This window comes from Streptomyces sp. NBC_01017, assembly GCF_045162795.1.
GTDB classification, from domain to species: domain Bacteria; phylum Actinomycetota; class Actinomycetes; order Streptomycetales; family Streptomycetaceae; genus Streptomyces; species Streptomyces machairae.
In genome coordinates this window covers 8,255,559-8,278,471 of the sequence record NZ_CP108683.1, presented here as the reverse complement: position 1 = coordinate 8,278,471, position 22,913 = coordinate 8,255,559, and the positions used below count along the sequence as shown (strand labels likewise).

Annotated in this window: 22 protein-coding genes and 1 pseudogene; 9 read left to right on the top strand and 14 right to left on the bottom strand. The window is 70.9% G+C overall.

The window, feature by feature from the left end; all coding sequences use genetic code 11:
• The first annotated feature begins 5 nt into the window (after window positions 1-5).
• Complete coding sequence (locus tag OG331_RS38025; RefSeq protein ID WP_328882623.1) at window positions 6-443, top strand: cell division protein SepF; 438 nt, start codon at window positions 6-8, stop codon at window positions 441-443.
• A 37-nt stretch (window positions 444-480) separates the two neighbouring features.
• On the opposite strand, the gene OG331_RS38020 is transcribed toward OG331_RS38025, so the two are convergent.
• Window positions 481-1,671 (bottom strand): acyl-CoA dehydrogenase family protein, encoded by a 1,191-nt coding sequence (locus OG331_RS38020; RefSeq protein WP_406205140.1) that lies wholly within the window; start codon window positions 1,669-1,671, stop codon window positions 481-483.
• A gap of 126 nt (window positions 1,672-1,797) precedes the next feature.
• Window positions 1,798-3,399, bottom strand: a complete 1,602-nt coding sequence (locus OG331_RS38015; protein WP_406205137.1) for an MFS transporter — start codon at window positions 3,397-3,399, stop codon at window positions 1,798-1,800.
• 436 nt (window positions 3,400-3,835) lie between these two features.
• On the opposite strand from OG331_RS38015, the gene OG331_RS38010 reads away from it, so the two are divergent.
• Window positions 3,836-4,873, top strand: a complete 1,038-nt coding sequence (locus tag OG331_RS38010) for a phosphatase PAP2 family protein (RefSeq protein ID WP_406205134.1) — start codon at window positions 3,836-3,838, stop codon at window positions 4,871-4,873.
• Window positions 4,874-4,965: 92 nt separating this feature from the next.
• Here the strand turns inward: OG331_RS38010 and OG331_RS38005 are convergent, their stop codons facing one another.
• Complete coding sequence (locus OG331_RS38005) at window positions 4,966-5,181, bottom strand: I78 family peptidase inhibitor (RefSeq protein WP_362380911.1); 216 nt, start codon at window positions 5,179-5,181, stop codon at window positions 4,966-4,968.
• A 332-nt stretch (window positions 5,182-5,513) separates the two neighbouring features.
• Here OG331_RS38005 and ctaD point away from each other — a divergent pair.
• Window positions 5,514-7,184 (top strand): annotated as a pseudogene (gene ctaD, locus OG331_RS38000) (cytochrome c oxidase subunit I); the annotation flags it as partial.
• A 40-nt stretch (window positions 7,185-7,224) separates the two neighbouring features.
• Here ctaD and OG331_RS37995 read toward each other — a convergent pair.
• The 4 genes from OG331_RS37995 to OG331_RS37980 all read right to left on the bottom strand — a co-directional run bounded on the left by OG331_RS37995 (window position 7,225) and on the right by OG331_RS37980 (window position 10,597).
• On the bottom strand, window positions 7,225-8,265 hold the full coding sequence (locus tag OG331_RS37995; RefSeq protein WP_406205131.1) for a helix-turn-helix transcriptional regulator: 1,041 nt from the start codon (window positions 8,263-8,265) through the stop codon (window positions 7,225-7,227).
• 18 nt (window positions 8,266-8,283) lie between these two features.
• The gene (locus OG331_RS37990; RefSeq protein ID WP_406205128.1) at window positions 8,284-8,676 is read right to left on the bottom strand and encodes a hypothetical protein; all 393 of its coding nucleotides are present in this window, start codon (window positions 8,674-8,676) and stop codon (window positions 8,284-8,286) included.
• A gap of 69 nt (window positions 8,677-8,745) precedes the next feature.
• Window positions 8,746-10,041: an ABC transporter substrate-binding protein gene (locus tag OG331_RS37985; protein WP_406205125.1), complete on the bottom strand. Its 1,296-nt coding sequence runs from the start codon at window positions 10,039-10,041 to the stop codon at window positions 8,746-8,748.
• Window positions 10,016-10,597 (bottom strand): hypothetical protein, encoded by a 582-nt coding sequence (locus OG331_RS37980; protein ID WP_406205122.1) that lies wholly within the window; start codon window positions 10,595-10,597, stop codon window positions 10,016-10,018. The genes OG331_RS37985 and OG331_RS37980 overlap by 26 nt, the downstream gene beginning before the upstream one ends.
• Before the next feature lie 156 nt (window positions 10,598-10,753).
• Between OG331_RS37980 and OG331_RS37975 the strand changes: the two genes are divergently transcribed.
• Genes OG331_RS37975 through OG331_RS37965 form a run of 3 tightly spaced genes read left to right on the top strand, consistent with a single transcriptional unit; the run spans window position 10,754 to window position 14,597 of the window.
• Window positions 10,754-11,230, top strand: a complete 477-nt coding sequence (locus OG331_RS37975; protein ID WP_406205119.1) for a hypothetical protein — start codon at window positions 10,754-10,756, stop codon at window positions 11,228-11,230.
• Window positions 11,231-11,241: 11 nt separating this feature from the next.
• On the top strand, window positions 11,242-13,923 hold the full coding sequence (locus tag OG331_RS37970; RefSeq protein WP_406205117.1) for an ABC transporter permease subunit: 2,682 nt from the start codon (window positions 11,242-11,244) through the stop codon (window positions 13,921-13,923).
• A complete protein-coding gene (locus OG331_RS37965; protein WP_406205115.1) occupies window positions 13,920-14,597 on the top strand; it encodes an ABC transporter ATP-binding protein in 678 nt (225 codons plus the stop codon). Before OG331_RS37970 ends, OG331_RS37965 begins: the two co-directional genes overlap by 4 nt.
• On the opposite strand, the gene OG331_RS37960 is transcribed toward OG331_RS37965, so the two are convergent.
• Both OG331_RS37960 and OG331_RS37955 read right to left on the bottom strand, forming a co-directional pair.
• The gene (locus OG331_RS37960; RefSeq protein ID WP_406205112.1) at window positions 14,530-15,075 is read right to left on the bottom strand and encodes a transglycosylase family protein; all 546 of its coding nucleotides are present in this window, start codon (window positions 15,073-15,075) and stop codon (window positions 14,530-14,532) included. The genes OG331_RS37965 and OG331_RS37960 overlap by 68 nt on opposite strands.
• A gap of 116 nt (window positions 15,076-15,191) precedes the next feature.
• Entirely contained in the window at window positions 15,192-15,866 is a 675-nt protein-coding gene (locus tag OG331_RS37955) for a transglycosylase family protein (RefSeq protein WP_406205109.1), read from the bottom strand.
• Between the two features lie 539 nt (window positions 15,867-16,405).
• Here OG331_RS37955 and OG331_RS37950 point away from each other — a divergent pair.
• Window positions 16,406-17,188, top strand: a complete 783-nt coding sequence (locus tag OG331_RS37950; RefSeq protein WP_406205106.1) for a hypothetical protein — start codon at window positions 16,406-16,408, stop codon at window positions 17,186-17,188.
• Between the two features lie 106 nt (window positions 17,189-17,294).
• Complete coding sequence (locus tag OG331_RS37945; RefSeq protein ID WP_406205104.1) at window positions 17,295-17,648, top strand: hypothetical protein; 354 nt, start codon at window positions 17,295-17,297, stop codon at window positions 17,646-17,648.
• Between the two features lie 66 nt (window positions 17,649-17,714).
• On the opposite strand, the gene der is transcribed toward OG331_RS37945, so the two are convergent.
• The 5 genes from der to aroH form a co-directional block, all read right to left on the bottom strand.
• Entirely contained in the window at window positions 17,715-19,193 is a 1,479-nt protein-coding gene (der, locus tag OG331_RS37940; protein WP_406205101.1) for a ribosome biogenesis GTPase Der, read from the bottom strand.
• 80 nt (window positions 19,194-19,273) lie between these two features.
• Window positions 19,274-19,861, bottom strand: a complete 588-nt coding sequence (locus OG331_RS37935) for a lysophospholipid acyltransferase family protein (protein WP_406210565.1) — start codon at window positions 19,859-19,861, stop codon at window positions 19,274-19,276.
• Window positions 19,862-19,914: 53 nt separating this feature from the next.
• Window positions 19,915-20,601, bottom strand: a complete 687-nt coding sequence (cmk, locus tag OG331_RS37930) for a (d)CMP kinase (RefSeq protein WP_406205099.1) — start codon at window positions 20,599-20,601, stop codon at window positions 19,915-19,917.
• Between the two features lie 143 nt (window positions 20,602-20,744).
• The gene (locus tag OG331_RS37925; RefSeq protein WP_406205096.1) at window positions 20,745-21,830 is read right to left on the bottom strand and encodes a prephenate dehydrogenase; all 1,086 of its coding nucleotides are present in this window, start codon (window positions 21,828-21,830) and stop codon (window positions 20,745-20,747) included.
• The gene (aroH, locus tag OG331_RS37920; RefSeq protein WP_406205094.1) at window positions 21,827-22,195 is read right to left on the bottom strand and encodes a chorismate mutase; all 369 of its coding nucleotides are present in this window, start codon (window positions 22,193-22,195) and stop codon (window positions 21,827-21,829) included. Before aroH ends, OG331_RS37925 begins: the two co-directional genes overlap by 4 nt.
• Window positions 22,196-22,451: 256 nt before the next feature.
• Between aroH and OG331_RS37915 the strand changes: the two genes are divergently transcribed.
• On the top strand, window positions 22,452-22,898 hold the full coding sequence (locus OG331_RS37915) for a Rieske (2Fe-2S) protein (RefSeq protein WP_406205091.1): 447 nt from the start codon (window positions 22,452-22,454) through the stop codon (window positions 22,896-22,898).
• Window positions 22,899-22,913 lie beyond the last annotated feature (15 nt).

The window sequence follows — 22,913 nt, the reverse complement described above, 5'->3', positions numbered from 1 at the left end:
CGTCCATGGGATCGGTGCGCAAGGCGAGTGCCTGGCTGGGCCTCGTTGACGACAACGATGACGAGCGTTACTACGACGACGACTACTCCGAAGGGACCGAGCCCGGGGATGCCTGGGTCACCGACCCGAGGGTCAAGGTGGCCACGGACGTCGCCGAGGAGAAGGGCCGCCGGATCGGCACGGTCACCCCGGACAGCTTCCGGGACGCCCGCGCCATCGGCGAGCTGTTCCGGGACGGGGTCCCGGTCATCATGAACCTCACGGCCATGGAGCCGGCCGACGCCAAGCGTGTCGTCGACTTCGCGGCGGGGCTCATCTTCGGTCTGCGCGGTTCGATCGACCGCGTGTCCAACCGCGTGTTCCTGCTGACTCCGGCCGACACGGAGATCATCAGCGGGGAGGCGTCGGCTCACCGTTCGGACGGCTTCTACAACCAGAGCTGAGGCAGGGCCGCTCATCGGCCCTGCCCCCTGGTGGGGTTCAGCGGAAGGCGTCGAGCCCGGTGAGTGCCTTGCCCAGCACGAGCTGGTGCATCTCGACGGTGCCCTCGTAGGTGAGCACCGATTCGAGGTTGGTCGCGTGCCGCATCACGGGGTACTCGAGCGAGATCCCGTTGGCACCGAGGATCGTCCGGGACGTACGGCAGATGTCGATGGCCTCGCGGACGTTGTTGAGCTTGCCGAAGCTGACCTGTTCGGGACGCAGGCGGCCGGCGTCCATGCGCCGCCCCAGATGATGGGCGAGCAGAATCCCCTTGTGCAGTTCGAGCGCCATGTCGGCGAGCTTGGCCTGGGTGAGCTGGAAGCCCCCGATCGGCCGGCCGAACTGCTCCCGCGACTTCGAGTAGTCGACAGCGGCCTCGAAACAGGACCGCGCCGCACCCATGGCCCCCCACACGATCCCGTACCGGGCGTGCGAGAGACAGCTGAGCGGCCCCTTCAGCCCGACGACCTCGGGCAGCACGGCATCGGCGGGCAGCCGTACGTCGTCCATGACCAGCTCACTGGTGACCGAGGCGCGCAGCGACAACTTGTGCTTGATCTCCGGAGCGGAGAACCCGGCGCTGTCGGTCGGCACGACGAACCCGCGGATCCCCTCGTCGGTCTGCGCCCACACGACGGCGACACCGGAGACGGACCCGTTGGTGATCCACATCTTGCGCCCGGTGAGCACCCAGTCGGACCCGTCACGCTTGGCGTAGGTCCGCATGGACGCCGGGTCGGACCCGTGGTCCGGCTCGGTCAGCCCGAAGCATCCGATGACCTCGCCGGAGGCCATGCGAGGCAGCCACTGCTGCTTCTGCTCCTCGCTGCCGAACCGGTGGATGGCGTACATGGCGAGGGACCCCTGCACGGAGACCAGGGACCGGATCCCGGAGTCGGCGGCCTCCAGCTCCAGACAGGCGAGCCCGTACTGCACGGCGGAGGCCCCGGCGCACCCGTAGCCGCTCAGGGACATCCCGAGCGCACCGATCTCCCCGAGCTCCCGGGCGAGCTCACGAATCTCCGGCAGCTCGCCCTTCTCGTACCAGTCGGCGACGTACGGCAGCACCCGATCCGCGGCCCACTGCCGCACGGTGCTGCGAATCGCCAGATCCTCGGGCTCCAGGAGGTCGTCGATGCCGAGGGGGTCGGCAGGGTCGAACGGGGGCAACTTCGAGGACGCGGACATGGGACACCCTCCGGCAACGACTAAAACTAGCGCCGCTAGTCACGGCTCGGGGCTGACGCTACGACGCGGTGCGGTGCACGTCCAGTGCGACTCCCGGGTGGAGCGGTCCGGAGGGGAGCAGGCTCGTCAGGCGGAGACGCGGGACTCCGCGACTTCCCTCGGCTTGGGCAGCTCCACGGTCGGCGCATCGCACTGCATGACCCGCGGCAACCGCAACGCCATCACCGCGCCCAGCAGCAACAGCCCCGCACTCACGAGCAACGTCACATGCAGCCCGTGCACAAAGGCGTTCTGCGCGGCATGGCGCAGGGCGACCCCAGCCGACCCGCCCAGCTGGGCAGCGACCTCGTACGCCTCACCCAGCGAGTGCGAAGCGGCAGTGGAGGCCGACGCCGGAACACCCGACACGGCCGTCAGTCCGGGGGCGTACGCCGCGTTCATCACGCTGCCGAGCAGCGCGATCCCGATGCCGGCGCCCAGCTGGTACGACGTCTCGCCGATCGCCGCCGCCCCGCCGGCCTGCTCCTGCGGAGCCTCGCTCAGCATCGACTCGTACGCCCCGAAGAGCGTCGTCTCCAGCCCGAAGCCCAGCAGCACGAAGCCGAACAGCAGCAGGCCCGGGTTGTCCTCGCCGCCCATCGCCGTGAGCAGCAGGACCGCGACGGCCGTCACACAGAACCCGGCGCACACCATGCGCCGTGGCCCGAACCGCCGCAGCATCCGCGCGCCGGCCAGCCCGGCCGCCATGGCCGCGAACGTCAGCGGCAGCAGTCGTAGCCCTGTCTCCAGTGGCGACAGGCCCAGCACCAGCTGCAGGTACTGCGCCGCGATCAGCTCGAGCCCCACGAGGGCGAGCATGGCCAGCACGATGCACCCGACCGACGTACTGAAGGCGGGCCGCGCGAACATTGCGAGGTCGACCAGCGGATACGCCCGCCGTCGCTGCCGTCGTACGAAGAGGACCAGCAGGACGACACCGACCACCAGCGGCACCACGGTGAACAGGCTGCCCACCGGTTCTCCGCCGCCGAGCCGCTTGACGCCGAGCACCATGCCGAACAGCCCGGCTGCCGCGAGCAGCGCGCCGACCACGTCCCAGGGGCCCTTGTGGTCGCCCTTGGACTCGGGCAGCAGCAGGCGTCCCACCGGAAGGCTGATCAGCATCAGCGGGATGTTGACGAGGAAGACCGAGCCCCACCAGAAGTGCTCCAGGAGGAAGCCGCCGAGCAGCGGTCCGACCGCCGCGCCGACGGCGGCGACGGCGCTCCAGATGCCGATGGCGAGGGCCCGCTCACGCCGGTCGGGGAAGACCTGGCGCAGGATCGAAAGGGTCGCGGGCATGATCATCGCGCCGCCGACCCCGAGCAGGGCGCGGGCCAGGATCAGTACCTGTGGGTCGTGCGCGAGGGCCGCGAGGCCGGAGGCGAGGCCGAAGAGGGTGTACCCCAGCAGCAGGACCCGTCTGCGGCCCACCCGGTCACCGAGCGTGCCGAAGAGGATCAGCAGCGAGGCGCAGACCAGCGGATAGATGTCGACGATCCAGAGCAGCTCTATCGCGCCGGGCCGGAGGTCCTCGGTGACAGCGGGCACCGCTACGTGCAGCACGGTCGCGTCGACCGCGACGAGCAGCAGGCTGACACAGAGGACGACGAGGACGACCCAGCGGTTGGCACCGGCCCCGGCCGCCCGACGGCGCAGCGCAGCGGCAGCCGTGGTCGTCCCGGACATGTACGTACCTCCCAGATGTTCCCTCGCCCTCGGCGGGGCACACGGGGTGGGGACTCCCCGTGGACTCGGCCGGAGAGGAGCGGTGGTCTCCGGCCCGCGCAACGAAGGGCGAGTGACTCGTCAGAGTACGCGAGTCCGCGTCGGTGCCGAGTGGCGGACCTCTCAGACTCCACACGGACGCATGTGGCGTACGCCACATCCGCCACCCCCGACCGGTGAGCTCCTGGGGAATTCCGCGCCATGATTCGGTGAACGAATTCATAAGCAGTAAAAAACGAACCACCAGAATGATCAAAGGAATTGAAGGATGTAGCGTCCGTCGATTACGGATTCCTTGGAAATAAACCTCCGCCTGAGAGGAATCCCACATCACATCGTCATCACAAAGCCGTGGAATCGCCGTTGAACTGCGCTCACTCGCTGTAACGTCGATTGGGTGTGTACCGAACGAAAGCTGACCCGTCTGGACCGGGTCTTCGCCAGGCTGGACCGGGAGCCGGAACGCCCGGCCCACATCGATGTGCCGCGGATGACGCGGCACAGGGTCGTGCTGTTCACCTCGACCCTGGCCTTCTACGTGGCCATCGTGTGGGCCATCCTCATCACCTCGTGGCTGGTCCGGCTCGACTGGCAGGTCATGTTCTTCCGCCCGTACCAGCAGTGGGCCGAGATCCACGCCTTCGTCGACTACTACGTGGTGCTCGGCCAGCGCGGCCCGACCGCCGTGATGGTCGCGGCGTGGCTGGGCTGGCGTTCCTGGCGGCAGCACACGCTGCGCCCGCTGCTCGCGCTCGGCGTCTCCCTGTTGCTGCTGAACGTCACGGTGGGTGCCGCCAAGCTCGGCATGGGCCGCCTCGGACCGCACTACGCGACGACCGTCGGCTCCAACGAGATGTGGCTCGGCGGCGATATATTTCCCAGTGGCCACACCGCCAACGCCGTGGTGACCTGGGGAATCCTGGCCTATCTGGCCTCGACCCCGAGAGCGCGCCGCTGGCTGTCGGCCCTGTCGGCGGTGACCTCACTGGGCGTCGGCCTGTCCACCGTGTATCTCGGTACGCACTGGCTGAGCGATGTGCTGCTCGGCTGGGCCGCGGGCCTGCTGATCCTGCTCGCCCTGCCGTGGTTCGAGCCGCTGATCGCCCGGTCCGAGTCCTGGATCTTCGACCTGCGCGACCGCTGGCGCGAGCGCCGGGCCGGCACGGTGTCGGTGCCGACCGCCCCGGTGGAGGCTCCGGTGCTGCTCAAGCCGCACCCCGTGGCCGTCGAAGACGAGGCCCCGGCACGCGAGGCGGCCGCCCCCGCCCGCTCGCCCCGGACGACCGTCCACCCGCCCGCCTACCTGGCCCCCGGCCCGCACACGGCACGCGGGGAGCGCACACCGGTCACCCCGGCCGGCAGCCGCCGCCCGCCGCACACGGAGCGCATCACCCGCGGCCCCGCCCACCCGGCCCGCCCCCTCACGGGCGGCTGACGGCCCCGGACAGCGGGGTTCGGTACACACAGCCACCCCGGCACGGCGACGGCCCCGGTTCCTGATTCAGGAACCGGGGCCGTCGCCGTTCGTCAGCCCTTCCAGGCCCGCGCCACCTGGCCGTCCTTCACCTCGAAGTTCATCCGGCCACTCCGGTACTCCATGGTGATGATCGCCCCCGGCGGCAGCGAACGCACCGTCGACCACCCTCGGTCACGGGCCAGTCGCTCGGCCCGGTCGGCGTCGAGGCCGACATAAGTGTCCGGGCTGTCCTGTGGTTCGGCAGGGGGTTTCGGAATGGGTGCCATGCCGCCACGCTAGGGCCTTCGCGCAGGATCGGGCCAGAGCGGACCGGGGGCCTTTGTAGCTGCCATCCAGGTCACACGTCCCTCTCGGGTCACGCTTTTGTCACAGAACCACGACACGCGTTTCGGGCACTCCGCGTCACACGGATGAGCGGTTCCGTAGGCCTTCCGCAGGCATTTGATCGTAATTCCTGCGTGTCGCGAAGCCATGGCGAATAGCCCGGAGGAAAAGTTCCCGGGGAACTGCCGTGGACTCCTTTTCCCGCCACAGCGACATTGGCTGCTGCCGCAGCGGGTGCGCGGGCCGGCGAGAGCCTGTGCCGCACAGAAAGTACATGGTTCCACCACAGAATCCCCGTACGCCCTCTGTCGGAGCGCCGACGACGCGAGCATCATGGCGTGAGCTCGCGTCGGCGCGTGCGGCGCGGGCTTCAGCGGGCCCGGGGCGCGACGAGCGAAGGGGCGAGCGAGCGATGGGGACGCACACCGCAGAGGCGACGGCACGGCCCATGCGGAGCAAACAGCCGGGCGGCCGGGTGGTGGTCGACTGGCTGACCACCACGGACCACAAGAAGATCGGGCACCTCTACCTGATCACGTCGTTCGGGTTCTTCCTGGCCGGCGGTGTCATGGCCCTGCTGATGCGGGCCGAACTGGCCCGGCCGGGGATGCAGATCCTGAGCAACGAGCAGTTCAACCAGCTGTTCACCATGCACGGCACGATCATGCTGCTGCTCTTCGCGACCCCGACCTTCGCGGGCTTCGCCAACGAGCTGATGCCGCTCCAGATCGGCGCCCCGGACGTGGCCTTCCCGCGGCTGAACATGTTCTCGTACTGGCTGTTCCTGTTCGGCGGGCTGATCGTGATGGGCTCGCTGATCGTGCCGGACGGGCCCGCCTCCTTCGGGTGGTTCGCCTACGCGCCGCTCAACAGCCTGGAACGCTCACCCGGTATCGGGCCCGACCTGTGGATCATGGGCCTCGCGCTGGCGGGCTTCGGCACGATTCTCGGCGCGGTCAACTTCATCACCACGATCATCGGGATGCGCGCGCCCGGCATGACGATGTTCCGGATGCCGATCTTCGTGTGGAACACGCTGTTCACGTCGATCCTGATCCTGATGGCGTTCCCGGTGCTCGCGGCCGCGCTGCTGGTGCTGGAGGCGGACCGCCGGTTCGGCTCGGTGGTGTTCGAGGCGGCCAACGGCGGGGCGCTGCTGTGGCAGCACCTGTTCTGGTTCTTCGGGCATCCCGAGGTCTACATCATCGCCCTGCCGTTCTTCGGCATCATCACGGAGATCATCCCGGTCTTCAGCCGCAAGCCGATCTTCGGCTACCTGACGCTGATCGGGGCGACGATGGCGATCACCGGTCTGTCGATCGTGGTGTGGGCGCACCACATGTTCGTCACCGGTGCGGTGCTGCTGCCCTACTTCTCGTTCATGAGCTTCCTGATCGCGGTGCCGACGGGCGTGAAGTTCTTCAACTGGACCGGGACCATGATCAAGGGCTCGCTGTCCTTCGAGACGCCGATGCTGTGGGCGGTGGGCTTCCTGGTGACGTTCCTGTTCGGCGGGCTGACCGGGGTGATCCTGGCGTCGCCGCCGATGGACTTCCACGTCTCCGACTCGTACTTCGTCGTCGCCCACTTCCACTACGTCGTCTTCGGCACCGTCGTCTTCGCGATCTTCGCCGGGTTCCACTTCTGGTGGCCCAAGTTCACCGGGAAGATGCTCGACGAGCGGCTGGGCAAGATCCACTTCTGGACGCTGTTCGTCGGCTTTCACACCACGTTCCTGGTGCAGCACTGGCTGGGCGCCGAGGGCATGCCGCGCCGCTACGCCGACTATCTCGCCGCCGACGGCTTCACGGCGCTGAACACGGTCTCGTCGATCGGCGCGTTCCTGCTGGGCATGTCGACGCTGCCGTTCCTCTACAACGTCTGGAAGACCGCGAAGTACGGCAAGAGGGTCGAGGTCGACGACCCTTGGGGCTACGGCCGCTCCCTGGAGTGGGCGACCTCCTGCCCGCCCCCGCGGCACAACTTCAACGCGCTGCCGAAGATCCGCTCCGAGTCCCCGGCGTTCGACCTGCACCACCCTGATCACGCGTTGGAGGCTCCGCAGCCCGAGCCAAAGAGCGAGCAAGCCGGCCGTGAGCGGTCCTGATCGCCTCCACCAGCTCGTCCGGCTCCACGACCTCGAACTCGAAGCCCAGCAGCATCACGTGGATCACCATCACGTCGAGGCTCCCGGCGCCGGTGCGCAGGAGGCAGCTGTCGGGACCGTCCGCCTCCAGCTGACCGGTGGTGGGCGAGATGCTCGCGGCGGCCTCCTCCAGGGGCACCAGCAGCCGGACGACGGCGTGCGAGGCGTACGCGCGCGTGGAGACGCCCTGCGAGACGTACGCGGCGAGGTCGTCGGCGGGCGGGGTGCGCGGCGTGAAGCGCGGGCCGTGCGGCGGCCTGGGGGTGATGCGGTCGACGCGGAACGTACGCCAGTCCTCGCGGTCGAGATCCCAGGCGACCAGGTACCAGCGCCGCTCGCTACACACCAGGCGGTGCGGCTCGACGGTACGGCGGGTGGAGGCGCCGCCGTGGTCGCGGTACTCGAAGCGCAGTCGCTCGGCGTCCCGGCAGAGGTTGGCGAGTTCCGTCAGTACGGCCGGGTCGACGGCGGAGGGCTGGGGGCCGCGCAGCATCGGCACGGTGAAGGCGTTCAGGGCGCCCACGCGGCGGCGCAGCCGGTTCGGCAGGACCTGCTCCAGCTTGGCGAGGGCCCGCACCGAGGTCTCGCCGATGCCCTCGATTCCCTGGCCCGCGGCCGCGCGCAGCCCTACGGCCACGGCGACCGCCTCGTCGTCGTCCAGCAGCAGGGGTGGCAGCTCGGCGCCGGCACCGAGCTGGTAGCCGCCGCCGGTGCCGGGGCTGGCGTTGACCGGGTAGCCCAGCTCGCGCAGCCGGTCGACGTCCCGGCGGATGGTGCGCGGGGTGACGCCGAGGCGGTCGGCCAGGTCGGCGCCGGACCACTCGCGGTGGGCCTGGAGCAGGGAGAGCAGCCGCAGGAGTCTTGCCGAGGTCTCCAACATGATCCGATTTTGCCTCGCTCAGGGGCTCGGGAGTGCCCCTAACAGCGTTGCCGGCACCCGGGATTCGACGCTCAGGTTGCCTTGCCGGGTTTCGTAGGGGACCCGGGAGGCGGAGGGGTGCACGTCCATGTCCCCCGGCGCCAGTCGATGGTCCGACTCCTCCTCCGTCACGCTGGCGTACGCGTCCCAGTGGCCCTCCGGCAGGGCCACGTTGCTCGGGAGCGCGGCCCGCAGTCGGCCCGTCGTCGCCGGTGTCAGGGGCAGGTTGACCTCCTCGTCGCCCTCGCGGTGGCGCAGGACGAGGTGGGCCGCCTCGGTGGCCACGACCGCGGTGACGTCAAAGGTCAGCCCGCCCGCCGAATCCGCGATGCAGTCGGCGCGCAGTGGTACTGCCTGCGACACGGGCGTCATGCGCTGCGGTTCCTCCCTCGGCTCTCGGCTTGGTCGGTTGGACCGGCGACACCGCCTTTTGGTTGCCCGTCACGGCCGGTACGACAGCTGCGGGACGTCGAAGCACGTGTGGTTCATGTCTCCTTGGGCGACCCAGCCCCGGCCGTCCTTCCAGCGGGCCACCGACAGACAGGTCCGGCGGGTCTTCGGCGGCTCGGCCAGCCGCTCGAACCGGACCGGGATCAGCAGGCCGTCGGCGGTGTATCCCTGGCTGCGGTTCATGAAGTCGTCGACGCACGCGCGCGTGACGCCCTGCCCGGCGCACGACTGGGCGGCGTCCGTGAACCACATGGCCGCCGCCCAGCCCTCCAGCTGCCACTGGGAATGCGTCTTGAGCCCCTTGGTGGCGTCCCGGAACTCCCGTACGGCGGCCTGGCCGGTGTCCTCGTGGTTGCGGGACGATCCGGTCGCCCACAGGGCGTTGCGGCAGCGCGGGGAGTCCTTGTGGTCCTCGGCGACGGTGGACGTCCAGTTCTGGACGTTCGTGACCTTGGCGGTGATCTCGGCGCCGACGTCGTCCATCGCCTTGCACAGCTGGGCGTTGCCGTGGGTGTCGATGGCGTCGAAGACGAGGTCGGCGCCCTGCTCCTTCAGATCGGCCGCCACCGCGCGGAAGTTGGGCAGCGCGAAGTCGACCTGCTCGGTGACGACCTTGTAGCCCTCGGCCTTCAGCCCCCGCTCGACGAGCCGGGCGTAGGCGGCGGACGCGGACTGGTTGTACGAGACGACGGCGGCCGTACGGGCGCCGTGCTCGCGCTTGAAGTAGCGGTAGACCTCGGTGCCGCCGTACTGCATGCCGTCCCAGCCGGTGGTGCCGTTGCGGGGCGCGAGGCTGCCGTAGATGCCGTACAGGTGCGGGTAGGTGTCATAGGCGGTTCCGATGGGCTGGCCGCCGATGTCGGGCACGCGTGCGCGTGAGACGCGGGACGCGCCCGCGTAGTCCAGGGCGGTGGTGGCGACCAGGGCGACGACCTTGTCCTCGTCGACGAGCTTGTGCACGCACTCGTTGTTGCCGACGCCGCTGCCGCCGTCGTCGCACTCGCGCACCTCGACGCGGCGGCCGTCGATGCCGCCGCGTGCGTTGAGGCGGTCGAAGTACGCCTTGGCGCCGTCGCGCGGGCCGGTGAAGGCGCTGCCGCCGACCGGGCTGGTGGCACTGGCGATGATGCCGACCCGGATCGGGGTGCGGTCGCCCGCGGGTGTCGTGGGGCCGCCCCGGTCGCGGTGCTCGAAGTCGCTCTCCGGCAGCCGGCTGCCGCACGCCGTACTCAGAGCCAGCACCATCACGGCGATCGCCGCCTCAGCACCCCGGGATCGGCGACCCATTGCCGCTCAACTGGACCAGCGCGCACAGTGTCTTCGCGGACACCTTCCAGGTGCCGTCCTGTTCGACGGCGGTGCCTGAGGCGTTGGGCAGGGCCGTCGCGCCCTTCAGCGTCAGGTCGTACGTCACGTTCGCGCCGGTCGGCGAGGTGAACTCGACCTTGGAGACCTTCGCCTCGACCTGCCCGCCGCGCTCGTCACCGCTGAACGCCTCCAGGACCGGCGCCATCCGGTCGCCGTTCTCCAGGACGGTCTGCTTCTCCTCCATGGGCGTCGCCGGGTCGAAGAACTTCTGCCAGTTCTGCTCGATCTCGGTCTCGGCCGCTCCTGGGTCGGCGGGCGCCGTCGCGGCCGGCGACTGCTCGGCAGGCCCGGTCTGCTCGACGCTGGGGTTCGGCGGCGTCTCGTTGCCGCCGCCTCCCTCGTCGTCGCTGCAGGCCGCCAGGGCCGGGGCGAGGAAGAGGAGCAGGGCCGCCGCTACCGCGGTGCCCCGTCCTGTCGCCCGTGGGCCGTGCCGCCTGTCCGCGTTGCTCCGCCTGAGGTCGCTCCCGAGAACCATCTGGCTCACCGCCGGGTGTCGATCCGGGCCGTGTGCGCCCGGTGCTTTCAGGGTCAGCTTGCAGGAGGCATAGTGCAAGCCATTGGCTGACATGGACAGGCACATGCGCCGAATCCCGATGTGCGTGCCCCCGAACCCGACGCGTGGGAGCCAGCGATGCGGACAGCCCGACTGCGGACCATGCACCCCGTCCTGTGGGCCGGCTGGGCCGCGCTCGCGGCCGGCGCGGTGCTGTGCGTCATCGGCTGGTACGGCGTCTCCGGCGAGCGCTTCGCCGAGCGGCAGCTGCCGTATCTCGCGTCCTGCACGGTCCCCGGCGCAGCGCTGATCATCGCCGGGTCGCTGCTGCTGACGCACGGCCGGGGCGCGCTCGCCGCCGCGCGCGTGGAGGAGCTGTACGGCCTTCTGGTGGCCGTGGAGCCGGCCGACGCCGATGAGTCCGGCCAGGCGGCCACGGCGCCCGCGGCGGTCAGCGGGGACCTGCTGATGGTGCCGGGCGGCACCCTCTGGCACCGCGCCGACTGCCCGCTGGTCGCCGGCAAGGTGGAGGCCGTACCGGTCGACGCGAAGCTGGTGCGCAGCGGCGAACTGGGCCCGTGCCCGATCTGTGAGCCCGCCGAAGCGGACGACTGAGGTCCGCCCCGGTGTCCTCCCTGACGTACGACCTCACGCTGGCCGGCCTGGCGGTCGGCAGCGCCGCCGCGCTCAGCGGGATCGGCCTGGTCGTGACGTACCGGGCGACCGGCGTGCTGAACTTCGCGCACGGGGCGATCGCGATGGTGTGCGCGTATGCGCTGTGGCAGTGCGTGGTGGAGTGGGGCTGGCCGCTGTGGGCGGGCGCGACGGTGACCCTGCTGGTGCTCGCGCCCGGCATCGGGATGGCGCTGGAACGGTTCGTCTTCCGTCCGCTGGCGGTCCTGGGGAGCGACCCGGCGCAGACCCTGGTCGCCTCCATCGGCGTCTTCGTGCTGCTGGTGGGCGGCGCGGTACTGCTGTGGGGCCAGGGGGCGCGGGACGACGCGCCGGAGCTGATGTCGGCGGAGCCCTGGGGCCAGCTGGCGGTGGCGCTGCTGCTGGCGGCCGGGGTCGGCGCGGTGATCCGCTGGACGCGCTTCGGCCGGGAACTGCGTGCCGTGGTCGACGACCGTCAACTGGCGGTCCTCGGCGGTATCGACGCGGACCGGGTGGCGGCGGCGGGCTGGGCGTTCGGCTCGTTCACGGCGGGCCTGACGGGCGTGCTGCTGGCCCCGTACGTGCGACTGGACCCCTACGGCATGCCGCTGCTGGTCATGGAGGTGGTCGCGGTCGCGGTGGCCGCGCGGATGCGCAGCCTGCCGGTCGCCGTGCTGACGGCGCTGGCCATCGGGGTGGCGCAGAGCCAGCTGACGCGGCTGCACCCGACGGGCTGGGGCGCCCCGCTCCTCCAGGCCGTCAGCACGAACCTCTTCGTCGTCGCCCTGCTGATCGCGGCCCTGGCCCTCCCAAGTGTCGGCACCCGCGACGCGCTCCCCCGCTCGGCCACCGCGCGCGTGCCGACCCCTCCGGGCGCCTGGATCGTGGCGCTGGTCCTCTTCCTGCTCCCCCTGGGCTTCGCGGGCTCGGACCTGCATACGTCGGTGCAGGTCCCGGCGCTGGGCGTGGTGCTGCTCTCCCTGGTCGTCGTCACCGGCCGCGGCGGCCAGATCTCCCTGGGGCAGGCGGCGTACGCGGGCCTCGGCGCCCTGTTCACGGCCCTGCTGGCGGCGGGCCGCTTCCCCGGCCTCCCCCGGCTGCCGGAGCTCGCGGCCCTCGCGCTGGCAGTCGTCCTGGTGGCCCCGCTCGGTCTCCTCACCGGCTGGCCGGCGATCAACCGCCGGGGCCTGGCCCTGGCGCTGGCGACCTTCGCGGTCGGCGTCGGCGTGAGCCGCTTCGTCTTCGCCCAGCCGTACGCGATCTCGGGCCTCTCCCTGGGCCGCCCGGCGGGCTTCGACGGCGACCGCGCCTACTACGTCCTGGAACTGACCCTCCTGGCAGCCGCCCTGCTGACGACCTGGCTGCTGCGCCGGGGCCGCACGGGCCGGGCCCTCGCGGCGATGCGGGACCACGAGTCCGGGGCATCGGCGGCAGGCGTCCAGGTGCCCTCCCTCAAACTCCTGGCCTTCGTCTCGGGCGCCGCCCTGGCAGCCCTGGGCGGCGGAATGCTCGGCATGGGCCTGCGCGCCTTCGACCCGGCCGCCTACGACCCCGTCCGCGGCCTCCTCTGGTTCGCCGCGGTAGTCGTCCTGGGCGCCGACAGCACCCTCGGCGCCCTGGCCGCGGCGGCCCTCCTCGTCGGCCTCGACGCGGGCGCCCGTGGCGGCGTGGCAGCGGCCCTGATCGGCATCCTGGCGGTACTGGTGGGCCGCTTCCCCGGCGGACCGTACGAGGCACTGCGGACGGCGGCGGGGAGTCTGCGGCTGCGCCGCGGGGCGAGGCTGACGGCGGTGGGGGTGAGGGCACGGAGGCGACTGCGGCCGACGGAGCGAGGAGCTGCACCTCGGCCGACCCTGACGGGCTTGACCGCGTCGGGCGTCGCAGGCCAGGAGGCCGCCGACGGCGCTTTGCCCCCACAAGGGCCGAACGCGGCCGAAGGCCGTGTGCCCACCCGCACACCGGCCCTCAGCACGCACCACCTCCAGGCCCGCTACGACAACTTCACCGCCCTGGACGGCATCACCGTCACCGTCGACCCCGGCCAGGTCACCGCCATCGTCGGCCCCAACGGCGCAGGAAAGAGCACCCTGTTCCACTGCCTCGCCGGCACCCACCGCCCCGCCCACGGCCAAGTCCTGTTCGGCACCCGCGACATCACCCACCTCCCCGCACACGCCCGCACCCGCCTGGGCATCGCCCGCACCTTCCAGCAACTGGCCGTCTTCCCTTCGTTGACCGTGGCCGAGAACGTCCGCGTAGGCGCAGAGCAGGGACGGATCCGAGACCCCTCGGCCGTGGAGCGGGCCCTCAGACTCCTGGGGCTCGACGGCCCGGTGAGGGCCCTGCCGGCCGCAGACCTGCCCACCGGCACCCTGAGACGCGTCGAACTGGCCAGGGCCCTCGCGGGCAGCCCGCGCGTGCTGCTCCTCGACGAACCCGCCGCCGGTCTCGACACCGCAGAGGTCACCGCACTGGCCCGCATCCTCAAGGCCCTCGCCGCCGACGGCACAGCCCTGCTCGTCGTCGAGCACGATCTCGACCTGGTCGCCGACCTCGCCCACACCGTGCACGTCATGGCGGCGGGCCGCATCGTCGCCTCCGGCCCTCCCGACCGTGTGCTCGGCGCGGCAGGCTCCCAGGAGGCCCCCGCATGACGACGATCTCCCTGCGCCACGCACGCGTGCGCTACGGCCCTCTGGAGGCCCTCCACGGCATCACGGTCGCCGCCCCCGGCCCCGGCCTCACCGTCCTGCTGGGCCGGAACGGATCCGGGCGTACGACAGCGCTGCGCGCCCTCGCGGGGACCGTGCCCCTGTCCGGCGGCGCGGTGATGTGGGACGGCGCCGACGTGACCCGGCTGCCCGCGTACGAGCGTGCCCGCCGCGGACTGTGCCTGGTCCCCGAGCGGCAGGCGGTGTTCGGCTCCCTCACCGTGCGCGAGAACCTCGAACTCGCCGCCCGGTCGTACGACATCGCCCTCGACGCCTACCCGCGGCTCGAACCGCTCCTGGCCCGCCGCGCCGGCACCCTCTCGGGCGGCGAGCAACGCATGCTGGCCCTGTCCCGCGCCCTGTTGGCACGCGCGCGTGTCGTGCTCGTGGACGAACCCGCGCAGGGCATGTCGGCCACGGTCGCCGCCCGTACGTACGAACTCCTGAGCGAACTCGACGCCTGTGTGGTCGTCGCCGAGCAACGGGTGCCGCCCGGCCTGCACGGCCGGGCGGCACTCGTCTACGAACTGCGCCGCGGCGCGGTCGTGTTCAGCGGCGAGTCGGGCGAATGGGCGCGCCGTGCAGCGCACCGAACCGGGTCGGCCCCTTCCGGATGAGCTGCGACGTCTTCGAGGTCAGCCGGTCCGTGACGCTGGGCCGCCGCAATTCCATACGGCCCTTGAGCCCGTACCGCCTGGAACAGTGCGGCCAGGCTCCCCACCCCTGACTTGCCACCACCTTCCGGGCGATGGTGATCTGCTGCTTGCGACTGGCGAGATCCGCGCGCGGGGCGTACTTCGACCCGCCGAAGGCCTCCCAGGTGCTCTGCGAGAACTGCAGCCCCCCGTAGTGGCCGTTGCCGGTGTTGATCTGCCAATTCCCGCCGCTCTCGCACTTGGCGACACAGCCCCAGGGCCACTGGTCCTTGGCGCACGCGAGCGCCGCGGGTTTGGGAGGCGGTCCTGGGGCCGGTCGGGGCGGCGCCGTATGGATGTGACGCGTTGCGTGTGTTGCCTGTGCTGCGTGCGTCGGCCCCGGGGCGACGGCTGTGAACAGCGTGGCGGCCAGGACGATCGTGAGCGGTGTGCATTTCATATGAGCACGCTAGGCAGCCCATTGCGGCCATCCCGCGCGGCGCGTCCGACGAACGCCGGGGCCCCACCCGGTCGGCGGACCGGGCGGGGCCCCGAACTGTGGGCAGGGAGCGCCGCTCAGAGTTCGAGGCGCTGCCCGGGCACGATGAGGTTGGGATCGGCCCCGATGACGGCCTTGTTGGCCTCGTGGAGCTGTCGCCAGGTGGTCCCGTGCCGGTCTGCGATGCCGCTGAGCGTGTCGCCCTCACGGACGGTGTAGTCACCACGGGACGAGTCGCGGTTCGTGTGTCCCGACGAACGCTCCGAACGCTCCGACGTGGGCGCCGGAGTCGACGGGGCCGCCTTGGCGGCGGGGGCGCCCGAACCGGCGGCGGAGGCCGCGGGTGCGCTGCCGGACGCACCGGCCCGGGCCGAACAGGTCGGCCACGCGCCCCAGCCCTGGGCGCGCTGGACCTTGGTGGCCACCGCGATCTGCTGGTCCCTGCTTGCCTGGTCCGCCGTGGGCGCGTAGGCCGTACCGCCGTAGGCGCGCCAGGTGGAGGCGGCGAACTGCAGTCCGCCGTAGTAGCCGTTGCCGGTGCTGATGTGCCAGTTGCCGCCGCTCTCGCACTGGGCGATGCGGTCCCACACTCCACTGTCCGCCGCTGCGGCGTTGCCGGTCGCGGCCAGCAGTCCGAGCGGGGCGAGCAGTGCCGCCCCGGCGAGGACCGCCGTCGTACGAGTCCGGCTCCCGTTCGGAGCCTTCGGCGCCTTACGAGCGTTGTTGTGAGTGGTATCGGCACATTCGGACATGTAGTTCCCTCTCCAAGGACCCGGGGTCCCCCAAGGCGGAACGCCACTCCCCACGCCACCGGGCGTGTGAGTCGCGCTCGCCCCGTCCGCCCGAGGATGGTGCTACAAGCTGGTTGGTGCGGTCGGCGGACGTACCCGAGCGGTGCTCGTTGCACACGGCCGAGGAATCTATGGACAGCGGGCAGTCGGCATCAACCAACTCCTCGTCGCTCCAGGCCAGTTCACAGTTACCCCCGGTATCGGCGAATTTCAGCCACCCACTTCATTCGCTGATTTCCGGATTTGTCGACCAAGCACCCTGATGATCTGTGACGCACCCCACGCAACCAACTTCCTTGCATTTCCCTCCAGTTGACCGTGAGTGCGCGATTCCGCACCCGGGGTGACGGTGCGCGATGGATGGTTCGATTCCGTTCGCCCTGGTGCGTGACTCCCGCCACAGATCGTCCGTTGTCTTCTTCATGAGCCCGGGACCCGCCCGGTTCACGGGCCGGGAGCCACCCGGCCCGTCCACGCACCACATCCCGAGGGAGCCACCCGTGCCGCGCATGCTCGACGTCAGCGACGAGGTACGTGCCGAGATCGGCGACGAAGAGGCCGACCGGCTGCTCGCCGGAGCGAACGCCCCGGGCAGTTACGACTGCACCTCCTGCCGCACCCCGGGCGACTCCGAACAGGAGCGCACCAGCACCGTCCTGTTCATCGGGGACGAGACCGCCGTCCTCGCCTTCGCCCACGCCACCTGTCTGCCCTCCCAGGTCGTCCAGGTGACCGAGGAGCAGTTGCAGGGTGCCGTGAAGTCCATCACCGGCGACCGGGTCGACCTGGAGCCGGAGTCGATCGTGCCGGAGCAGGCCGTGCTCGGAGTCACCAGCGGACTGGTGCTGATCGCCGGGGAGTTGCACCCCGCCCTGGTGGTCGAGCCGACCGGGCCCATCGTGCGGCCCGGGGCGATCGGCGCCGGGGACGACTTCCTGCCGTTGCTCATCGAGCAGGGGTTCATGCCGCTGACGGAGCTGGCCGACGTGCCGCCGGTGCTGCACGGATGGTCCGTACTGCTGGCCATGGGGCAGCTGCACGCGGTGCTGCAGCCGGGGCCGACCGGTGGGCAGCCGGTCGCGTGGTGGCAGGCGCATCAGCCGCTTCAGGTGACCGACGGGTGGCGAGCCGCCGCGAACAAGCACCAGCAGGTGCTGATGTTCGCGGCGCCGGTGGGTTCCATCGGACGCCAGCCCCGCGAGGACCTGCTTCGGGGGGCGCTGGACAAGTCGGCGGCCAACGGGAAGTTGGTCGGGGCCGCGCTGCCACTGGCGGGGACCTGAGAGCGCCCGCCGACCGGGAGCTGTGGGCGTAGTACGTTCCCTGCGCCGAGCAGGCGACCCGTCACCACGGCCGCATCTCTTCGAGCGCGGGGTCGTTTGGACATACGTGCATGCATACGACGTTCCCCGCCTCCAGGGCGGCTCATCGCCCACGCCGATCTACGACGCGCTCTACGCCGAGTACGTCAAGTCCTTCCGCTCGCTGCCGGGTGATCGCAGCGGGGAGGAGGACATGGGGTTCGTCGCGTTCGGGAACATGCAGCACGGCACGGGCTCTTACGGCGGCCACCGCCCGGGGTCGTTCAGCAGCTCGTACAGCGCCTACAGCGCGGGGGCCCACAGCGCCCGGCACGGCAGCAACGGCCAGCAGCCGCAGTGGCAGCGCGTCGGGCACATCGGCCCGCAGGGCGCGGGGATGCATCATGTCCCGGCCGCGCTGCCGCCGGCGCGCAGAGGCTGAGCACACGTCAAAGGGGCGGCCCGGTGCGGGCCGCCCCTTTGACGTGTCCTTGAGCAGCTCTTGCCGCTACTTCTTCTTGCCTCGCTTCTCGCGCACCCGCACCGAGATGTGGATCGGCGTGCCGTCGAAGCCGAACTCCTCACGCAGCCGGCGCTCGATGAAGCGGCGGTAGCCCGCCTCGATGAAGCCGGAGGCGAAGAGCACGAACCGCGGGGGCTTGGTGCCGGCCTGGGTGCCGAACAGGATGCGGGGCTGCTTGCCGCCGCGGATCGGGTGGGGGTGGGCGGCGACCAGCTCGCCGAGGAAGGCGTTGAGCCGCCCGGTCGGGACCCGGGTCTCCCAGCCCGCGAGGGCCGTCTCGATCGCCGGGACCAGCTTCTCCATGTGGCGGCCGGTGGACGCCGAGACGTTCACCCGGGGCGCCCAGGCGACCTGGCCGAACTCGGTCTCGATCTCCCGCTCCAGGTAGTAGCGGCGCTCCTCGTCGAGGGTGTCCCACTTGTTGTAGGCGATGACCATCGCGCGGCCCGCCTCGACGGCCATCGTCACGATGCGCTGGTCCTGGACCGAGATGGACTCGGAGGCGTCGATCAGGATGACCGCCACCTCGGCCTTCTCGACGGCGGCCGCGGTGCGCAGCGAGGCGTAGTAGTCGGCGCCCTGCTGGAGGTGGACACGCTTGCGGATGCCCGCCGTGTCGACGAACTTCCAGGTCACGCCGCCCAGTTCGATGAGCTCGTCGACCGGGTCACGGGTGGTGCCGGCCAGCTCGTTGACGACGACGCGCTCCTCGCCCGCCACCTTGTTCAGCAGGGAGGACTTGCCGACGTTCGGGCGGCCGATGAGAGCGATACGGCGGGGGCCGCCGATCCCGGCGCCGCCGAAGGTCTGCTCGGGCGCGTCCGGCAGGGCCTCCAGAACGGAGTCCAGCATGTCGCCGGTGCCACGGCCGTGCAGCGCGGAGACGGGGTGCGGCTCGCCGAGGCCCAGGGACCACAGGTAGGTCGCGTCTGCCTCGCTGCTGGGGCCGTCCACCTTGTTGGCGCACAGCACCACGGGCTTGCCGGCCTTGCGCAGCAGTCGTACGACGGCTTCGTCGGTGTCGGTGGCACCCACCTTGGCGTCCACGACGAAGACGACGGCGTCGGCGGCCTCGATCGCGTACTCGGCCTGCGCGGCCACGGAGGCGTCGATGCCGAGGACGTCCTGCTCCCAGCCGCCGGTGTCGACGACCTTGAAGCGGCGGCCGGCCCATTCGGCCTCGTAGGTCACGCGGTCGCGGGTGACGCCGGGCTTGTCCTCGACGACGGCCTCGCGGCGGCCGATGATGCGGTTGACGAGTGTCGACTTGCCGACATTCGGCCGGCCGACGACGGCGAGCACGGGCAGCGGTCCGTGACCGGCCGCCTCGATGGCACCCTCGACGTCCTCGAGATCGAAGCCCTCTTCCGCGGCGAGCTCCATGAACTCCGCGTACTCGGCGTCGCCAAGCTCTCCGTGGTCGTGCCCTTCGGGCGAGCCCTCGGAGTGGATGTGGTCGTTCATGAAGTCCGTACCTCGTCGTTCATCGTGGTGATCGGTGGACCGCTCGGCTGTCGCCCTGCTGATCCACTACTCAGTGTCGCCTAGCGACCGGTCAGTCGCCTGGCGTTTTCCAGGTGCGCGGTGAGCTGCTTCTGGATGCGCTCGGTCGCCTCGTCGAGCGTCTTGCGCGTACGCCGACCGCTGCCGTCGCCCGCCTCGAACGGGTCGCCGTACACGACGTCGACGCGGTGGCGCAGCGGCGGCAGCCCCTTCATCAACCGTCCCCGCTTCTCGGAACTTCCCAGCACCGCGACCGGGACGACGGGGGCCCCGCTGCGCACGGCGAAGTAGGCGAGCCCGGCACGCAGCGAGGCGAAGTCGCCCTCACCGCGGGTGCCCTCGGGGAAGATGCCGAGGACGCCGCCGTTGGACAGCACGTCGAGGGCCTGCGTTATCGCCGTGCGGTCGGCGGAGTGGCGGTCCACCTTCAGCTGGCCGATGCCGGTCAGGAAGGGGTCGAGCGGGCCGACGAAGGCTTCCTTCTTGATCAGGAAGTGCACGGGCCTGGGCGACACGCCCATCACCATCGGCCCGTCGATGTTGTGGCTGTGGTTGACCGCGAAGATCACCGGCCCGGTCGGCGGCACCTTCCAGGCGCCCAGGACCCGGGGCCGCCACAGCCCGTACATCAGGCCGACGCCGATGCGCCTCCCGACGTCGGCACCCCGCTCGGACGAATGGCTCACTTCCCTGCTCGCTTCTCCTCGACGAGCGTGACGACGCACTCGATGACCTGCTGCAGCGTGAGCTCGGTGGTGTCCACCTCGACCGCGTCGTCCGCCTTGGCGAGCGGCGAGGTCTTGCGGCTGGAGTCCGCCGCATCACGCTTGACCAGCGCGTCACGGGTGGCGTTGACGTCGGCGCCCTTCAGCTCACCGCTGCGGCGGGCCGCGCGGGCCTCCGGGGAGGCGGTGAGGAAGATCTTCAGGTCGGCGTCGGGCAGCACGGTCGTACCGATGTCACGGCCCTCGACGACGATGCCGGCCTCCGCGGAGGTCGCCAGGGTGCGCTGCAGCTCGGTGATCCGGGCCCGCACGTCGGGCACCGCGCTGACCGCGCTGACCTTGGAGGTGACCTCCTGGGTGCGGATCGGGCCGGAGACGTCGGTGCCGTCGACGGTGATCGTCGGGTTGCCCGGCTCGGTGCCGGAGACGATCTCCGGCTTGCCGGCCACGGCGGCGATCGCGGTCGGGTCCTCGATGTCGATCCCGTTGGCCACCATCCACCAGGTGATCGCCCGGTACTGGGCGCCGGTGTCGAGGTAGCTCAGCCCGAGCTGTGCGGCAACGGCCTTCGACGTGCTCGACTTGCCCGTGCCGGAGGGGCCGTCGATGGCGACAATCACGGGCTTGGCGGCACCGTTTTCCACGGGGGGACACCTTCCAGATGCGGTGTGACGGGAGTGTGGGGACGCGAGGGCGCCCCGCACAAGGTTACTGGGTGCGCGTCACTCGTCCGGCCGCCCGTGGCTCGTCCGGACGGCCACGGGGCACGGCGGCGGGGGCGGGACCCCTACTGACGGATCGCCCAGCCCCGCTCCCGCAGCGCCGCCGACAGCACCGGCGCCGCCTTCGGCTCCACGATCAGCTGGACCAGACCCGCCTGCTGCCCGGTCGCATGCTCGATCCGTACGTCCTCGATGTTGACCCCGGCCAGCCCCGCGTCCGCGAAGATCCGCGCCAGCTGTCCCGGCTGGTCGTCGATCAGCACGGCGACGACCTCGTAGATCCGGGGAGCGGCCCCGTGCTTGCCGGGAACGCGCACCTGCCCGGCGTTCCCCCGCCGCAGCACGCCCTCGATTCCGGACGTGCCCTCCAGCCGCTTGTCCTCGTCGGAGGACTGCAGCGCCCGCAGTGCCCGCACCGTCTCCTCCAGGTCGGTCGCGACATCGGTGAGCAGGTCGGCGACGGGCCCCGGGTTCGCGGAGAGGATGTCGATCCACATCCCGGGCTCGGAGGCCGCGATCCGCGTCACATCACGGATGCCCTGACCGCACAGCCGTACGGCCGTCTCCTCGGCGTTCTCCAGACGTGCGGCGACCATGCTGGACACCAGGTGCGGCATGTGGGACACGAGGGCCACCGCGCGGTCGTGGGCGTCGGCGTCCATCACCACCGGCACGGCCCGGCAGTGCGAGACCAGCTCCAGGGCGAGGTTCAGCACCTCGGTGTCGGTGTCGCGGGTCGGCGTCAGCACCCAGGGTCGGCCCTCGAACAGGTCGGCGCTCGCGGCCAGGGGGCCGGACTTCTCACGCCCCGACATGGGATGCGTACCAATGTACGAGGACAGGTCCAGGCCCAGCGCCTCCAGCTCACGGCGCGGCCCGCCCTTGACGCTGGCCACGTCGAGGTAGCCGCGGGCCACGCCCCGGCGCATGGCGTCGGCGAGCACCCCGGCCACATGGGCGGGCGGGGCGGCGATGATCGCGAGGTCGACGGGGCCGTCGGGTGCCTCGTCCGTGCCGGCGCCGAGCGCGGCCGCCGTACGGGCCTGCTCGGGGTCGTGGTCGGCGAGGTGGACGACGACGCCGCGGCTCGCCAGCGCGAGGGCGGCGGACGTGCCGATGAGGCCGGTGCCGATGACGAGTGCGGTTCTCACTGGGCGATGTCCTTGCGCAGGGCGGCCGCGGCACCGAGGTAGACGTGCGCGATGTCGGCGCGGGGCTTGTCGGACTCGATGTGCGCGAGGACCCGTACGACCCGGGGCATGGCGCCCTCGATGTCCAGTTCCTGGGCGCAGATCAGCGGTACGTCGGCGAAGCCGTTGCCCAATTTGCGGGCGGCGGCCGCCGGGAAGTCGCTGTGCAGGTCGGGCGTGGCCGTGAACCAGATGCTGATCACGTCGTCCGCGGTGAGGTCGTTCCGCTCCAGGATCGCGGTGAGCAGGGCCCCGACCTGCTCGTCCATGTGACCGGCCTCGTCCTGCTCCAGTTGGACGGCCCCCCGGACCGCTCGTACCGCCACGGCGCTGCTCCTTGCTGACGTACGGATCGACTCTTCGGCTGTCCAGCCTAGTCAGCCCATGTGCCGCCCAGGCACGTCGCCCGCCCCCTGAGACACCGGAGGTCACCAGAATACGAAATGGGCGTTTTCTTGCATCTGATCCCAGGTTGCTTCTTCTTTGATGGTTTGAGTGCAAAGATGCTGTTGATCCATGCGAAGCGCTTCCGCCCTCCGGTTCTTCCGCCCTCTGGTTCTTCCGCACATTCGGAGTGACGACATGACCTACCGTCCGACGCGGCGCACGCTCCTCATCGCGACCGGTGCGACGGGTGCGACGGCGCTCGTCGCCGGCTGCGGCGATTCCGACGACAGCGGCGGGTCGACCGACTCGACCCCCACCACCTCGCCCGACCAGGACAGTCAGGACGGCCAGGAGGGCCAGGAACTGGCCTCCACCTCCGACATCCCGGTGGGCGGCGGCACGATCTTCAAGGACGAGAAGGTCGTGGTGACCCAGCCCGAGCAGGGCGATTTCAAGGCCTTCTCCGCCATCTGCACCCACCAGCAGTGCCTGGTCGGCAGTGTTTCGGACGGAACGATCAACTGCCCGTGCCACGGCAGCAAGTTCAAGATCACGGACGGCGCGGTGGCCAACCCACCGGCGACGAAGCCGCTGCCGGCGAAGAACATCGTCGTGGAGGGAAATTCGATCCGGCTGGTGTGATCCGCCGCGTACGCT

What these genes read in the sequence shown, in the direction of transcription:
- OG331_RS38025 (WP_328882623.1), top strand. Translation starts at nt 6, where the DNA reads ATGGGATCGGTGCGCAAGGCGAGTGCCTGGCTGGGCCTCGTTGACGAC.
- OG331_RS38020 (WP_406205140.1), bottom strand. Translation starts at nt 1,671, where the DNA reads ATGTCCGCGTCCTCGAAGTTGCCCCCGTTCGACCCTGCCGACCCCCTC.
- OG331_RS38015 (WP_406205137.1), bottom strand. Translation starts at nt 3,399, where the DNA reads ATGTCCGGGACGACCACGGCTGCCGCTGCGCTGCGCCGTCGGGCGGCC.
- OG331_RS38005 (WP_362380911.1), bottom strand. Translation starts at nt 5,181, where the DNA reads ATGGCACCCATTCCGAAACCCCCTGCCGAACCACAGGACAGCCCGGAC.
- OG331_RS37995 (WP_406205131.1), bottom strand. Translation starts at nt 8,265, where the DNA reads ATGTTGGAGACCTCGGCAAGACTCCTGCGGCTGCTCTCCCTGCTCCAG.
- OG331_RS37990 (WP_406205128.1), bottom strand. Translation starts at nt 8,676, where the DNA reads ATGACGCCCGTGTCGCAGGCAGTACCACTGCGCGCCGACTGCATCGCG.
- OG331_RS37985 (WP_406205125.1), bottom strand. Translation starts at nt 10,041, where the DNA reads ATGGGTCGCCGATCCCGGGGTGCTGAGGCGGCGATCGCCGTGATGGTG.
- OG331_RS37980 (WP_406205122.1), bottom strand. Translation starts at nt 10,597, where the DNA reads ATGGTTCTCGGGAGCGACCTCAGGCGGAGCAACGCGGACAGGCGGCAC.
- OG331_RS37975 (WP_406205119.1), top strand. Translation starts at nt 10,754, where the DNA reads ATGCGGACAGCCCGACTGCGGACCATGCACCCCGTCCTGTGGGCCGGC.
- OG331_RS37965 (WP_406205115.1), top strand. Translation starts at nt 13,920, where the DNA reads ATGACGACGATCTCCCTGCGCCACGCACGCGTGCGCTACGGCCCTCTG.
- OG331_RS37960 (WP_406205112.1), bottom strand. Translation starts at nt 15,075, where the DNA reads ATGAAATGCACACCGCTCACGATCGTCCTGGCCGCCACGCTGTTCACA.
- OG331_RS37955 (WP_406205109.1), bottom strand. Translation starts at nt 15,866, where the DNA reads ATGTCCGAATGTGCCGATACCACTCACAACAACGCTCGTAAGGCGCCG.
- der (WP_406205101.1), bottom strand. Translation starts at nt 19,193, where the DNA reads ATGAACGACCACATCCACTCCGAGGGCTCGCCCGAAGGGCACGACCAC.
- OG331_RS37935 (WP_406210565.1), bottom strand. Translation starts at nt 19,861, where the DNA reads ATGTACGGGCTGTGGCGGCCCCGGGTCCTGGGCGCCTGGAAGGTGCCG.
- OG331_RS37915 (WP_406205091.1), top strand. Translation starts at nt 22,452, where the DNA reads ATGACCTACCGTCCGACGCGGCGCACGCTCCTCATCGCGACCGGTGCG.